Below are 13,990 nucleotides of genomic sequence, written 5' to 3'. Positions count from 1 at the left end.
TGATTTAAAGGCGTACAAGGCGAAAGATCATGACTGAGAATTTTGAATCCACCAAACCCGAGCAACTCAAGAACTTCGTGGGTAAGCACTTCATTTATACCTACGACAATGGTTGGCAGTACGAGATGTACATCAAGAATGATCGCACGATCGACTACCGCATCCACAGCGGCATGGTGGGTGGGCGTTGGGTGCGCGATCAGTTGGTACACCTGGTGCGGTTGTCCGACGACATCTGCAAGGTCTCCTGGGACGAACCGACGGGGACGACGGTGAGCGTTGCCGTCAATTTTTCCGAGCGCTTTGTCCACGGCGTGATCTTCTTCCCGCAGTGGATCGCGCGCGAACCCGAGAAGACCGTCTGCTTCCAGAACGACCACCTGGACCAAATCAAGCAATACCGCGACAACGGGCCGACCTACCCGAAACTGGTCATCGACGAGTTCGCCACCTTGACCTTCGTCGAGGATGCCGGTGTGGATGACGAGACGGTGGTGGCCTGCGGCCCGGCCGAGCTTCCTGAAGGGTACGCCTCGCGGCGCAACTGACCACGGCCTGCCATCACGCTGCCTGTTACTCCAACCGTCATAGCAGGGACCTACGGATATGACAAATAAGAATCTTCTGGACTACTCCGGCAAGATCGTGCTGATTACCGGCGCGTCCACAGGGATCGGGCGAGCCACCGCGCTGGCGTTCGCCGAGCAAGGTGCAACGCTGGTGCTGGGCGACGTTGATCAGCGTGCAGCCGAGACAGCGCAGCTTGTCGCTGACGCAGGTGGCAGCGCCACGTTCATCGAAACCGACGTGTCCAAGGCGGCATCTGTCGAGGCGCTCGTCGCTGCCACCGTGGCCAAGCATGGGCGACTCGATGTCGCTTTCAACAATGCGGGGCTCCTGCCGCCGACCAAGCCCCTGGCCGAGCAGAGCGAGCAGGACTTCGACCGCATCCTCGGCGTCGATCTGAAAGGCGTATTCCTATGCCTCAAGTACGAGATCCCGGCCATGCTCGCCGGTGGCGGCGGCGCTATCGTCAATACCGCCTCGGTGGCCGGTGTCGTAGCCGATCCGGGAATGGCGCCGTATGTAGCGGCCAAGCACGGTGTCATCGGACTGACCCGGGCGGCGGCGCTGGACTATGCCGCCCAGGGAATAAGAGTGAATGCCCTGGCCCCTGGTTTGGTTGCGACGCCAATGACCAAGCGCTGGCTCGATGATCCGCAGTTCAAGCGCAACCTGATGGCCAACAGCCCGATCGGTCGCCCTGCAGAGCCTGAAGAACTCGCAGGCATGGTGCTCTTCCTGTGCTCGCCAGCAGCGAGCTTCGCCACGGGCCAGGTGTACCTGGTTGACGGTGGTCAGACGGCCCATTGACCGCGAGACGTGCAATTCGGGCCGGTGGCCCGCGATGACGGGCAGGACTATCTGCCCGCTCTTTTCGCTTCGAACCACCTGTTTTCAATTCTCTGCTGATCTATGAAGGACGTGATCCATGTCCAGGAAAAACTGGCTACGCAGTCTCGCATTTTGCGTTCTGATTCTCCCCTTGGCCGCAGGTGCCCAGTCGTTGAGCCTGCCCACAGCCGCCACGGTGCAGGCGCCCGAGAATGCGCCACTTCACGTGAGGGTGTTCAACGGCGGCGATGCCAATATGGGCTTCGGCGTCAACTCTGCCATCGTCTATGGCAAGCATGACGCGGTCCTGATCGATTCGCAGTTCACGCTCTCGAATGCCCATCGACTGGTGGCAGAGATTCTCGAAACCGGCCGTGACCTGAAATTCATCTACATCAGCCACATGCACCCCGATCATTTCATGGGTCTGTCGGCGGTCCATGAGGCTTTCCCCAAGGCCCAGGTGGTGGCCTTGCCTGAGGTTGCGGCGATGGTCAACAAGGCCTATCCGTTCAAGATCGGCTATTGGACCCAGCAGATCCTGCACCAGAACGGCAGCGCGACAGCGGTGAATGTTCAGGGCCTGACCGAGCCGTTTATTGAACTCGAAGGTCAACGGCTCGAAGTGCTTGGGCCGACCCGCGGTGATTCCGATCTGGCGACGGGCGTCTGGATACCTTCGATCAAGACCCTGGTCGCGGCCGACATCGTGTTTTCCCATGCGCATGTCTGGATCGCGGATGCGAAGACACCGCCCATGCGCAAGGCGTGGCTTGATGAACTGGACAAGCTGCAGGCCCTGGGCCCTGAGGTCGTTGTTCCCGGCCACGCGATCTCGGCCGCCGATGTTTCCCCTGACGCAATCGCCTTCACCCGCGAATACATCAAGGCATTCCAGGACGCCATGTACAAGGCTCACGACAGCCAGGAAATCATCGATGCGATGAACCGCCAGTACCCGGGCCTCGCCACACAGATTTGCCTCGAATACAGCGCCCGCATCATGAAGGACCACTACAAGTGGCCCGGAGAATGGCCGCCGGAACTGCGGCAGATCCAGGCTTACTGACGGTTGAGCCTGACAACGGGCTCCCCCAAAAACAGAAATTGGAGTGACACCATGAAACAAGACTCGTCCTACCGCCTGACCGACAGCTCGCATTGGAGCGGGAAAATATTCAACGGCGATTGGGTGCCCGCACGCGGCGGCGTCCTGAAGGTGGCGGAGCCGGCCAGCGGCGAATTTCTCTACGAAGTGGGCCAGGCCAATACCGAAGACGCGGTTGCCGCCATTGAGCAAGCCAGCAAGGCGCAAAAAGCCTGGGCCTCGATGCCACCCCGAGATCGGGCGGCGGTCCTGCGTCGCGCCGGGCAGATTCTGGAGGAGGAGGCGGAGCAGGCCGCGCTGCTGGTTGCCCGTGAAACTGGAGGCATCGAGGCCAAGGGGCGTCATGAGATCAACGAGGCGATCGTCCTGTTTTATCAAGCCGCCGCCATGCCCCTGCAGGCGCAGGGCCAAGTGCTGCCAAGCAAGACCGGCCGACTCAGCTTCGCCCGCCGCCGCCCCTTGGGCGTGGTCGGCGTGATCTCTCCGTTCAACTTCCCCCTTGTTCTCGGGTTGCGTTCGGTGGCGCCCGCGTTGGCTGTTGGCAACGCCGTGGTGCTCAAGCCCGATCCGCGCACGCCTTTCGCCGGCGGCATCGTTGTCGCGGCGGCCCTGGAGCGAGCCGGCCTGCCCAAGGGCGTGCTGCATGTGCTACCCGGCTTTGCCGAACCCGGACAGACGCTGGTGGAGCACCCGGGGGTGCAGATGATCGCCTTCACCGGCTCTACGGCTGCCGGACGCAAGATCGGAGAAATCGCCGGCAAGCACCTCAAGAAGGTGTCGCTGGAGCTGGGAGGAAAGAATCCGCTCATCGTGCTCGACGACGCGGATCTCGACAAAGCCGCCTCGGCCGTCGCATTCGGCGCCTATTTCCACCAGGGTCAAATCTGCATGGCCACAGGGCGTGTGCTGGTGCAGCGCTCGATCGCCGAGTCGTTCACCCAGCGCCTGGTAGCAAAGGCTCGCGCGCTGAAGGCCGGCAATCCGGCGAAGGAGGCCGTGGCGCTGGGCCCCATCATCGACCAACGCCAGATCAAGAACGTCATCGACATTGTAGATGCCTCCGTGGCGGCAGGTGCCAAACTGGAAGCAGGCGGAACGTATGAAGGGTTGTTTTACGCCCCCACGGTCCTCTCCAATGTCCAACCGGGCATGCGCGCCTACGACGAAGAGGTGTTCGGTCCGGTCATCAACATCATCACCTTCGGCAGTGACGACGAGGCCGCCGAAATAGCCAATGCCACCGAGTACGGTCTGTCTGCAGGCGTGCTGTCCGGTTCGACAGGCCGTGCGATAGCACTGGCCCAGCAACTCGACGCCGGCATGGTGCACATCAATGACCAGACTGTTGGCGACGAGGTGGTCAATCCGTTCGGTGGCACCGGCGCATCTGGCAACGGCACGAGCGTGGGCGGACCTGCGGACTGGGAGGAGTACACCCACTGGCAGTGGCTGACGATCGACAACGACGTCCCGGCCTATCCGTTCTGATCGTGTCTCTGGGAGAAAACACATGAAAGCTGCAGTGGTCAAACGCGTCGGGGACAAGTTCGAGATCGAGACCGTACAAATTGCCAAGCCTGAAGGCCGGGAGGTGCTGGTCGAGGTCAAGGCTTCGGGCTTGTGCCACACCGACCTTCATTTCGCCAGTCATGAATTCGGTGTCCCCATGCCTGCAGTGTTCGGACATGAGGTCGCGGGCGTGGTGGTCGAGGTCGGACCGCAGGTGCGCGAATTTGCCGTGGGCGACCATGTCGTCGCCTGCCTCATCCAGTACTGTGGGCATTGCGAATCCTGCCTGGCCGGCCGTACGTATCAGTGCAAGCATCCTGAAGAGACCGTGCGCTCCGCTGATCAGTCATCGCGCCTGACGCTTGAAGGCCAGCCTTTGACATCGGTGTTCGGAACGGCTGGATTCGCCGAGAAGACCCTGGTCCACGAAAACCAACTGGCCAAAGTGCCCAACAGCATCCCGTTCCCGCAGGCCTGCGTGCTGGGTTGCGGGACGGTGACCGGGGCCGGCGCCGCCATCAATACCGCAGCGGTCAAGCCGGGGGACACGGTGGCGGTGATCGGTATTGGTGGGGTGGGTTTGAATGTGATTTCCGGAGCGAAACTTGCTGGCGCGACACGCATCATTGCGATCGACGTGCAACCCGGAAAATTCGATCTGGCCAAGAAGTTCGGCGCTACGGACGTGATCGATTCGTCGACTGTCGATCCTGTGGAGCAAGTGGTGGCGTTGACCAAAGGCGGCGTCGATCACGCCTTTGAAGTCGTGGGGCTCAAGCAGACCTCGGAACAGGCGCTGCGCATGACCCGCGTGGGTGGTGGCGCGTATCTGATCGGTGTGCACAAGCCTAACTCCCGGATCGAGATCTCGGTGATGGAAGAGTTCATCGCTTCGCAGCGACGTATCCAGGGTGTTTTGATGGGGTCTTCCAATATCAAGCACGACATCCCGATGTATGCCGAGCTGTATCTGCAAGGCAAGCTAAATCTGGATGACCTGATCTCGCAAGAGATCAATATTTCGGAAATCAACGAGGCGTACGAAGAACTCAAGCACGGCAAGATCGCGCGCAGCGTCATCACGTCGTTCTGATTTCTCCCGGCGTTCGGTCGTTCCATCCTGTTCAGGAGAATCTGCCGTGCAATCCGCGTTCGTCGTTGCAGCCCCATCGCCACGCCGCCATCGTGTCGCGTTCGCCCTCTTGCTTGGGCTCGCCGCCATGCCGGCGTGGGCGGCGAACGTGCCGCAAACCGTTCAATTGACTTCCGGCCTCAATACCGGAGGCACGAGCTTTCTGGATGGGTTCACCCGCACCACGCCCGGCTGGGCCCTTGTCCAATACCTGGACTACTCCGACCTGGATTCCATCAAGGATGCCAACGGCCATGACAGCCCGGCGTTTCGCAAGCCGCGCATCCAGACCACCTCGTTGCTGAATCAAATTGTCTATGTCACGCCCTACAAGCCGTTCGGTGGAGTGCTGGGCTTCAACACCATCGTCCCGGTCATAAACATGAACTCGTCGTTCGGTAACGGCAGTCCGGCGACGTTGAGCGACAACGGTCTGGGCCTGGGCGATGTCACCTTCGGTCCCTACGTCCAGATGCTCCCCGTGATGAGGAATGGCCGTCCGGTGTTTTCACAACGTTTCGAATTCGACGTTATCGTTCCGGTTGGCAAGTTCGATCGTGACCGTGACTTGAATCAGGGCGCCGGGTACTGGTCGACGATTGCAAACTGGGCGTTCACCGTACTGCCCACCCGAAACTGGGAAATCAGTGCGCGGCTCAACTACATCTATAACTTCCGGGCAGACAAGGCGGCCAACGTGCCAGAGTTGGAGGGCTTCAATTTCCGCAACGGCAAGGCCGGCGATGCCGCCTGGATCAATTTCGCCAGTTCGGTGGCGGTGGCACCGAACTTCCGCGTGGGCATCAATGGCTACTATCTGCAGCAATTGCATGACAACCGAACCAACGGGCAGCGTGTGGCGAACACGCGCCAGAAGAAGTTCTATCTGGGTCCTGGTGTTTCCTGGACGCTGGACCCGCGCAACTTCGTCAACGTGAACCTGTATCTGCCGGTGAAGGTGGAGAATGCCGCCGCGGGCAATGTTGTCAATCTGTTCTACGTCCACCAGTTTTGAGTGGTGGTCGGTTCCGCTTTCGCGCGCGCTGGTGCGCGCAACGTCCTGCATCATATGGCTGATAGGTGCTATATTGGAAATCGATTGATTCCGAATTGCGCGCCACTGCCACAGCATGCCAATATCCAGAAGACCTGAACCCACCACTGCTCGCAGCAGGGGCCGCCCACGTGAATTCAGCGTCGATCAGGCGCTGGATCGTGCCGTGCATGTGTTCAGCGAACGGGGTTACCACGGCGCCTCCATCAGCGACCTGACCCGAGCCATGCATCTTGCCCAGGGCAGCCTCTACAAGGCTTTCAAGGACAAGCAGTCGCTCTTCCTGGCCGCGTTCGAGCGCTACCGCAGCAGACGCACCGAGAAGATGCGTCTGGCCATGGGCGATGGCGGCACGGGCTTGGAACGCTTGCGCGGCTTGCTGACGTTCTATGTCGAGTCTTCCCAGGGCGCGGTGGGCCGGCGGGGCTGCCTGGTCGTGGGCAGCGCGGTGGAGCTGTCGGCGTTTGACAAGACCGTGGCCGGTCACATCGCAGCGGCATTGGCGCGCAATGAAGCCATGGTGGCTGACCTCGTCCGCCAGGGGCAGGAGGACGGATCGATCCCCGCTCGCATTGATCCTGTGGCGGCAGCGCGGATGCTGCTCTGCCTGACCCAAGGCATGCGGGTTGTTGGCAAGACCGGCCGTAGTCGTGAGGAGATGCAGGCCGTGGTTGATGTTGCGTTAGCGGCATTGAGTTGATTTTTTTTATCTATTTAGGAAATGATCGTTTCCATTAAATCAAGGAGTGTGGACATGCAGATCGCCTTTCTTGGCCTCGGTACGATGGGATTGCCGATGGCCTCCAATTTGCTCAAGGCCGGCTATACCGTGCGCGGTTGGAACCGCTCGTCGCAGCCTGCATCGAAGTTGGCCGCCCTCGGCGGACTCTCTGCAGCCACACCTGGCGAGGCCGCAGCCGATGCTGATGTGTTGATATCGATGCTGGCCGATGACGCCGCCACGCGCGAGACGGTGCTGGACGGAAAGGTCCTGGCTGCGCTGAGGCCGGGCGCGATACATGTCAACATGGCCACGGTGTCGGTCGAGTTGGCTGTCGAACTGGCGGATCTGCACCGGGCGCGTGGCGTGGGCTATGTCGCCGCACCTGTGCTCGGACGGGGGAACGTCGCAGAAGCTGGGCAGCTCAACATCCTGGCGGCGGGCGAGACGCCGGCGCTGGTCCGCGTGCAGCCGCTGTTCGACGTGCTTGGTCAGAAGACCTGGAATCTGGGCGATAAACCCGAACAGGCCAATGCAGCCAAGCTGGCCGCAAACTTCATGATTGCCACCGCCATCGGTGCCATGAGCGAAGCGGTCGCCCTTGTGCGCGGCCACGGCATCGACAAGGGGGAGTTCCTGAACCTGGTCACGTCCACGATGTTCTCCTCGCCCGTCTACAAGGGTTACGGGCAGGCCATAGCCGCTGACCGCTTCGAGCCGGCGGGTTTCAAGCTGGCGCTGGGTTTGAAGGACGTGAAGCTGGCGATGGCGGCGGCCGAACAGGTGAATGTGCCGCTGCATCTGGCCAGCGTGCTGCGCGACGCCCATATCGAGAGCTTGGCGCACGATGAAGGCCAACTGGACTGGGCTGCCCTGTCGCGCACCAGCGCTCGACGCGCCGGGCAATCATGAGCGGCGCCTCGGTTGGCGCGCCGGCGCGGCTACCGTTGGTGCTGGCCACCGCCTGTGGCCTGACTGCGGCCAATCTCTATTACGTCCAACCCCTGGCAGGCCCCATCAGCGCCTCCCTAGGCCTAAGCCCGCAGATAGCGGGGCTGACCGTGACCCTGACCCAGCTCGGCTACGGGCTGGGGCTGCTGTTCCTCGTGCCGCTGGGCGACCGCGTTGAGAATCGCAGCTTGGTCCTTGCGCTGCTGGGGCTGGCGGCCGTGGCACTCACGGCCGCCAGCCTGGCGCGGCATGCCACCTTGTTTCTGCTGGCGACGCTCGGCATCGGCCTGGGCACGGTTGCGGTGCAGGTGCTCGTGCCCTACGCCGCACATATGGCGCCAGCAGCGTCGAGGGGCCGAGTAGTCGGCAATGTGATGAGTGGACTGATGCTGGGCATCATGCTGGCCCGTCCTGTCGCAGGCTTCGTCACTCAGCTATCGACATGGCCGGTCGTGTTTCTGCTGTCGGCTGCTCTGATGGTCGGCTTGATTGCGGTGTTGGCCCGGGTGTTGCCGCCGCGCCAGCCGGAGAGCGAACTGGCTTATGGCGCCTTGCTGGCCTCGATGGGGCGGCTGGTGGTCGATACGCCCGTGCTACGCCGCCGTGCGCTCTACCATGCTGCGTTGTTCGCTGCCTTCAGCGCGTTCTGGACGACGGTCCCGCTATTGCTGGCGAGTCCCGCCTTCGGGCTGTCGCAGGGCGGCATTGGCCTGTTCGCGTTGGCGGGTGCTGCCGGTGCGGTTGCGACGCCCCTTGCCGGGCGCATCGCCGACCGGGGTCACGGCTATCTGGCCACCGCGCTGGCGATGGGGCTTGTGCTGCTGGCGTTCGCGCTGACCGACTTGGCGCAGAACGGCTCGCATGCGGCGCTCGGGCTACTCGTCGTGGCCGCCATCCTCCTGGATTTCGGCGTCGCGGCCAACCTGACCTTGGGACAGCGCGCGATTTATGCGCTGGGTGCGCAAGTGCGATCCCGGCTCAACGGACTGTACATGGCCACCTTCTTCTTGGGCGGCGCAGTCGGCTCGGCGTTGGGCGCCTCGGTCTATGTCCGCGGCGGATGGATGTGGACGTCCGTCCTCGGGATGGCTCTGCCGGCGATGGCCTTGATGTACTGGTTGACGGAACAGCGATGTGCTCAACAAGGCAATACCTTGGCCTGAATGCTTGTCCGGCTGTGGCTGGCGCTATTGCGGCGCGATCGCTTCGCGATGGCTCAATACCTCGCCGTAATGAGCTTCCACCCAATCCGCCAGCTCGCGCACCCGTGCTGCCGCTTCTTTGCCCAGGGGCGTCAGCGCGTATTCGACGTGGGGCGGCACGACCTCGTAGGCGTGGCGCTCGACCATGCCATCGCTTTCCAGGAGTTGAAGCGTTTGCGCAAGCATCCGTTCGCTCACGCCGCCGATCTTGCGGCGCAGTTGGCTGAAACGCTGTGTGCCAGCCAGCAGTGCGATCAGGACCAGAACTCCCCAGCGGCTGGTCAAGTGGTTCAGGATTTCGCGGGAAGGGCATAGCGGCGTCAGCACGTCGCCACGCCTTAGCTTTTCCGACAACGGCGTCGCCGGGGGTGTGTTCCTTGGCTTCGATCGTGAGGCGCCGACCATACACTTACCTTTTTGTTCGTACTTACGAAAAGTAATTTTAACTTTTATAGTTGCTCATGGCCATATTTTCTTCAACCCCCTCATTCACCAAGGAGTGACACCCATGAGCATTGCCATCACTGGAGCCGCCGGCCAACTGGGCCACCTCGTCATCGAACACCTCAAGCAGAAGGTTCCTGCAAACAACATCCTTGCCCTGGTGCGCAAGCCGGAGCAAACCGAAGTGCTGGGCGTCGCCGCCAAGGCGATCGACTACACCAAGCCGGAAACACTGGATGCCGCGCTTCCGGGCGTAGAGACCCTGCTGCTGATCTCCTCCAGCGAGGTCGGCCAGCGTGTCGCTCAGCATGCCAATGTCATCGCGGCGGCGAAGAAGGCCGGCGTCAAGCGCATCGTCTATACCAGCGTGCTGCACGCCGACACGTCCGTGCTGCCTCTTGCAGATGAACACCGCGCGACCGAGGCCGATCTCAAGGCTTCCGGGCTGGCTTACACCCTGCTGCGCAACGGCTGGTACACCGAGAACTACACCGGCTTCGTCGGTGCGGCGCTGGCCAATGGTGCGCTGTTTGGCAGTGCGGGTGAGGGCCGCATTTCGTCGGCCGCGCGCGAGGACCTTGCCGAAGCGGCGGTGGCGGTGCTGAGCAGCGACGGCCATGACAATGCCACCTACGAGCTGGCCGGCGATACGGCCTGGACGCTGCCGGATCTGGCTGCGGAGATCTCCAAGCAGACCGGCAAGGACATCCCCTATCGCAACCTCCCGGAAGCCGACTATGCCGCCGCACTCGAAGGTGCCGGCTTGCCGAAGGGGCTTGCCGCAGCGCTGGCCTCGTATGACGTCAGCGCCTCCCAGGGCGCACTCTATGGCACCGAGCGAACCCTGTCCGAATTGATCGGCCGGCCGACCACGCCGCTGGCCGTCAGCGTCGAACGGGCGCTGAAGGCGCTTTGACCTCGTCACCTACCAGCAAAGTGGCGCCTCCCGGGGCGCCCTCTTTCCCGATGCAGTGAAAAGGAGTTGACCGACATGCAAGCACAACCTTTCGATCCGGCCCGACTGGCGCCTGAGGTGCTTCGGGTGATGGAAGCGATGGCCGCAAACAATGCACCGGCGCTCGAATCGTTGCCAATTCCGCAGATGCGCGAGGCTTACAGGCAGATCAGCGCCAACCTCGGTGGCGAGCCCCTGCCGGTAGGCAGCGTGCGCGAGGCGCAGGCCGAAGGGCCGTTGGGGCCGATTCCGTTGCGGTTGTACCTGCCGGATCACGACGACGCCGCCCGCGCAGCGACGATCTACCTGCATGGCGGCGGCTGGTCGATCGGCGACATCGACACCCACGACAAGGTCTGCCGTCGGCTGGTTCATACCAGTGGCCATGCGGTCGTCTCGGTCGGCTACCGGCTGGCACCGGAACACCCCGCGCCGGCAGGGCCCGACGATGTGGTGGCCGCAGTGCGCTGGCTGTTCCGACATGCCGGCGAACTAGGCCTGGACCCGCAGCGATTGGCCGTCGCAGGCGACAGTGCCGGCGGCAGCCTCTCCGCCGTCGCGACCCAGCAGTTGCGCGGCGAGGTGCCGTTGCGTGCCCAGGTGCTGTTCTATCCCGCCACCGACCTGTCGCCGACCGCCGAGGGGTTCTCGTCTCGGTTCGAGAACGGCAACGTGCCGCCGCTGACGCTGGCCGCCATGCATGCCCTGTCTGATCCCTTCGTGCGCGACTTCGACACCACCGATCCGAGGCTGTCGCCGCTGAGGGCGTCGGATTTTCACGGGCTGCCCCCGGCCTTGATCTTTGCCGGCGAGTGCGACGTGCTGCGCGACGATGGACGGCACTACCGAGACGCATTGCAGAAGGCTGGGGTCGAGGTGGACTATGTCGAGGTGCCGGGCATGGTGCACGGTTTCATCGAGATGGCGGGCGTGCTGCCTGCCGCCGTGCAGGCATTCGAGCGGGCAGGCGAATTCCTGCGCAAGCGGCTTGGCTAAGGTGCAGGCGCGCTTTAGACAGGCGCCCGAGCAAACGCGGAGCGGACCTGCCTGGTCGAGGATGGGACGGTTTCGCGACGCCATATAGAGGCCAACGGCGGCGTTGGAGAGACGCCGCCGTCGGCAGACACTCCCGGAGCAAACAAGTGAAGAAAATCGGATTTCTGTCCTTCGGTCATTGGCAAAATGCGAGAGGATCGCAGACGCTGACCGCCCAGGATGCCTTGTTGCAGACTATCGACCTGGCTGTTGCAGCCGAGGAGATTGGCATCGATGGAGCCTATGTGCGCGTCCATCACTTTGCCCAACAACTGGCTTCGCCGTTTCCACTGCTTTCGGCCATTGCGGCTCGAACAAAGCGGATTGAATTCGGGACGGGTGTTATCGACATGCGTTACGAGAACCCGCTCTACCTGGCAGAGGAAGCGGCTGTAACCGACTTGATCTCGAACGGGCGTCTCCAACTCGGGATCAGTCGAGGATCGCCCGAACCTGCACTGAGAGGCTGGGAAGCGTTTGGCTATCCATCGAGTGCCGATCCACGCAGCGCCGAGATGGCCCGCAGCAAGACCGATGTGTTTCTCCATGCTGTCACCGGCGCCGATGTCGTCGATGCAAACCCGGAGATGACGGGCAACCCGGGACGGCTCTCCATTCAGCCTCAGTCGCCAACCCTTACGCAGCGTATCTGGTGGGGCGCGGGGACTCGCCAAACCGCGGTCTGGGCGGCACAGAAGGGCATGAACCTGATGAGTTCCACCTTGTTGACGGAAGAGACGGGGCTGTCCTTCAGCGAGCTGCAGGCCGAACAGATCAGGCTTTATCGCCAGGCGTTCGCGGAGGCCGGCTGGGGCCGACAACCGAGGGTGTCGGTATCGCGGTCGGTATTGCCCATCGTGGACGACGTCGATCGGCAGTATTTTGGAGCAGGTGCCGGGCGCAACAGTCAAGACCAGGTCGGCTACATCGATGGCTTTCTCAGCCGTTTCGGAAAAACCTATGTCGGTGCGCCTGACGCCATTGCACGTGAACTCGCGCAGGACGAAGCGGTTGCGATGGCCGACACCCTGTTGGTGACCGTACCCAATCAACTCGGTGTGCAGTACAACGCCAAACTGCTCAGAACCATCGCTGAGCACATTGCGCCGGCGATTGGCTGGCGGCGTGCTGGCGAGACGGCCTAAACTATCAGGCTGCAGGGCAAAGTATCCTCCCGTACCGTTTCGGCGGACGTTCCTACTGACCGGGAAGATGTCCGCTGCAGGACATCGCCTTGCCAATAGATGTCGCTCGGGCGAGAGCATGCTGGCATTGCCTCCCGGTGTTGCCGGGAGGTTCACCGCCGACCTGGACCGCAGCGAGAGAGGACGACCAAGAGAAGGCTTGCAGCGTTGGCGATCGCACCGGCGCCCGCAACCCAGGGGTATCCAGCCCCCGCATCGATCACGGCTCCGCCGACCAGCGCGCCGAACGCATTACCGAGGTTGAATGCGCCGATATTGACTGCCGATGATAGATTAGGCGCGTCGGCTGCTTGCGTCACGATGCGGGTCTGTAATGGAGGCAGCGTTGCGAACCAGATGACCCCCCAGATGAAAAGGGTGATACCTGCCGCGATCGGTGCGCGCATGGTGTAGGCAAACACTGCCAGGATGACCGTAGCGAAAAAGAGGATGACGGCAAGACTACGATCCACCTGCTCGTCGCGAATACGCCCCCCCAGCCATCCGCCAAGCGTAAAACCGAGCCCCAGCAAAACCAGGAGCGGGCCAATGGCCTTCGATTGAATTCCACCGGCATGTTCGAGGATCGGCGCGATATAGGTCATGACCGTGAACATCCCGCCGGAGCTGAGTACCGTGACCAGCAGGGCAAGCAGAACAGCCGGCCTGCGCAGAACCGTCAATTCATGGACGATCTTTGCTGCGCCGTCGCGCGGCTGCTTCGGTAAGGCAGCCCATAGCAGCACCATTGCCACCAGGCCGATAAAACTGGTAAGCCAGAACGTGGACCGCCACCCAGTGATTTGTCCGAACCAGGTCTGAAATGGCACGCCGACGACATTGGCAAGGGCGAGGCCACCAAACATCGTGGCAATGGCGGATGCTTGTTTCCCGGGTGGCACCAGTCGGCCTGCCACCACGGCACCAACACCGAGGAACGGGCCTTGGATCAGCGCGGTAATGACCCTGGCCGACAGCAGCATTTCGTAGGTCGAGGACAAGGCGGCAAAAATATTGCCAACCACGAAGATGCACATCATGCCGAGCAGGAATGCCTTTCGGGGCAGGCGCGATCCGCTGAGGGTGAGAACTGGGGCGCCGACAAAAACGCCAATCGCATAGGCGCTGATGAGGAAGCCTGCGACAGGAATCGAAATATGCAAATCACTTGCGATCTCGGACAGCAGCCCCATCGGGGCAAATTCAGTGGTTCCAATTCCAAAGGCGCAAAGGGCGAGCGCCAACAGTGCCAAGCGATGGCTCATTCGATCATTCCTGGGCGGAGGCGCACCAACCGCAC

At 62.2% G+C, this 13,990-nt stretch carries 14 protein-coding genes; 12 read left to right on the top strand and 2 right to left on the bottom strand.

Annotated features, from left to right (window positions below):
* Positions 1–29 precede the first annotated feature (29 nt).
* From C2U31_RS10560 to C2U31_RS10520, 9 genes are all read left to right on the top strand, one after another.
* Entirely contained in the window at positions 30–548 is a 519-nt protein-coding gene (locus C2U31_RS10560) for a phenolic acid decarboxylase (RefSeq protein ID WP_103272806.1), read from the top strand.
* A 58-nt stretch (positions 549–606) separates the two neighbouring features.
* On the top strand, positions 607–1,374 hold the full coding sequence (locus C2U31_RS10555) for an SDR family oxidoreductase (RefSeq protein ID WP_103272805.1): 768 nt from the start codon (positions 607–609) through the stop codon (positions 1,372–1,374).
* Between the two features lie 118 nt (positions 1,375–1,492).
* Positions 1,493–2,464 carry an MBL fold metallo-hydrolase gene (locus C2U31_RS10550; RefSeq protein ID WP_103272804.1) on the top strand — a complete coding sequence of 324 codons (972 nt, stop codon included), beginning with the start codon at positions 1,493–1,495 and terminating at the stop codon, positions 2,462–2,464.
* Positions 2,465–2,515: 51 nt separating this feature from the next.
* Positions 2,516–3,991, top strand: coding sequence for a benzaldehyde dehydrogenase (locus tag C2U31_RS10545; protein ID WP_103272803.1), 1,476 nt, complete (start codon positions 2,516–2,518; stop codon positions 3,989–3,991).
* A 22-nt stretch (positions 3,992–4,013) separates the two neighbouring features.
* Positions 4,014–5,105 carry a Zn-dependent alcohol dehydrogenase gene (locus C2U31_RS10540; RefSeq protein ID WP_103272802.1) on the top strand — a complete coding sequence of 364 codons (1,092 nt, stop codon included), beginning with the start codon at positions 4,014–4,016 and terminating at the stop codon, positions 5,103–5,105.
* A 46-nt stretch (positions 5,106–5,151) separates the two neighbouring features.
* The gene (locus C2U31_RS10535; protein WP_199770984.1) at positions 5,152–6,159 is read left to right on the top strand and encodes a transporter; all 1,008 of its coding nucleotides are present in this window, start codon (positions 5,152–5,154) and stop codon (positions 6,157–6,159) included.
* Between the two features lie 205 nt (positions 6,160–6,364).
* Positions 6,365–6,898, top strand: a complete 534-nt coding sequence (locus tag C2U31_RS10530; RefSeq protein WP_233772719.1) for a TetR/AcrR family transcriptional regulator — start codon at positions 6,365–6,367, stop codon at positions 6,896–6,898.
* 54 nt (positions 6,899–6,952) lie between these two features.
* Positions 6,953–7,831, top strand: coding sequence for an NAD(P)-dependent oxidoreductase (locus tag C2U31_RS10525; RefSeq protein WP_103272799.1), 879 nt, complete (start codon positions 6,953–6,955; stop codon positions 7,829–7,831).
* Complete coding sequence (locus tag C2U31_RS10520; protein WP_103272798.1) at positions 7,828–9,033, top strand: MFS transporter; 1,206 nt, start codon at positions 7,828–7,830, stop codon at positions 9,031–9,033. The genes C2U31_RS10525 and C2U31_RS10520 overlap by 4 nt, the downstream gene beginning before the upstream one ends.
* Positions 9,034–9,057: 24 nt before the next feature.
* Here C2U31_RS10520 and C2U31_RS10515 read toward each other — a convergent pair whose 3' ends face one another.
* Positions 9,058–9,477, bottom strand: coding sequence for a helix-turn-helix domain-containing protein (locus tag C2U31_RS10515; RefSeq protein ID WP_103272797.1), 420 nt, complete (start codon positions 9,475–9,477; stop codon positions 9,058–9,060).
* A gap of 103 nt (positions 9,478–9,580) precedes the next feature.
* Between C2U31_RS10515 and C2U31_RS10510 the strand changes: the two genes are divergently transcribed.
* The 3 genes from C2U31_RS10510 to C2U31_RS10500 all read left to right on the top strand — a co-directional run bounded on the left by C2U31_RS10510 (position 9,581) and on the right by C2U31_RS10500 (position 12,651).
* Positions 9,581–10,432, top strand: coding sequence for an SDR family oxidoreductase (locus C2U31_RS10510; protein WP_103272796.1), 852 nt, complete (start codon positions 9,581–9,583; stop codon positions 10,430–10,432).
* A 75-nt stretch (positions 10,433–10,507) separates the two neighbouring features.
* Positions 10,508–11,467, top strand: coding sequence for an alpha/beta hydrolase (locus C2U31_RS10505; RefSeq protein ID WP_103272795.1), 960 nt, complete (start codon positions 10,508–10,510; stop codon positions 11,465–11,467).
* Positions 11,468–11,613: 146 nt separating this feature from the next.
* On the top strand, positions 11,614–12,651 hold the full coding sequence (locus C2U31_RS10500) for an LLM class flavin-dependent oxidoreductase (protein ID WP_103272794.1): 1,038 nt from the start codon (positions 11,614–11,616) through the stop codon (positions 12,649–12,651).
* 152 nt (positions 12,652–12,803) lie between these two features.
* Here the strand turns inward: C2U31_RS10500 and C2U31_RS10495 are convergent, their stop codons facing one another.
* Positions 12,804–13,955 (bottom strand): MFS transporter, encoded by a 1,152-nt coding sequence (locus C2U31_RS10495; RefSeq protein WP_103272793.1) that lies wholly within the window; start codon positions 13,953–13,955, stop codon positions 12,804–12,806.
* Between the last annotated feature and the right edge of the window lie 35 nt (positions 13,956–13,990).

The sequence above is a fragment of the Achromobacter sp. AONIH1 genome, assembly GCF_002902905.1.
In the GTDB taxonomy this organism is placed as follows: Bacteria; Pseudomonadota; Gammaproteobacteria; order Burkholderiales; family Burkholderiaceae_B; genus Achromobacter.
Note: the sequence above shows the minus strand (reverse complement) of the source record. Positions and strands in the feature narration are given on the sequence as shown.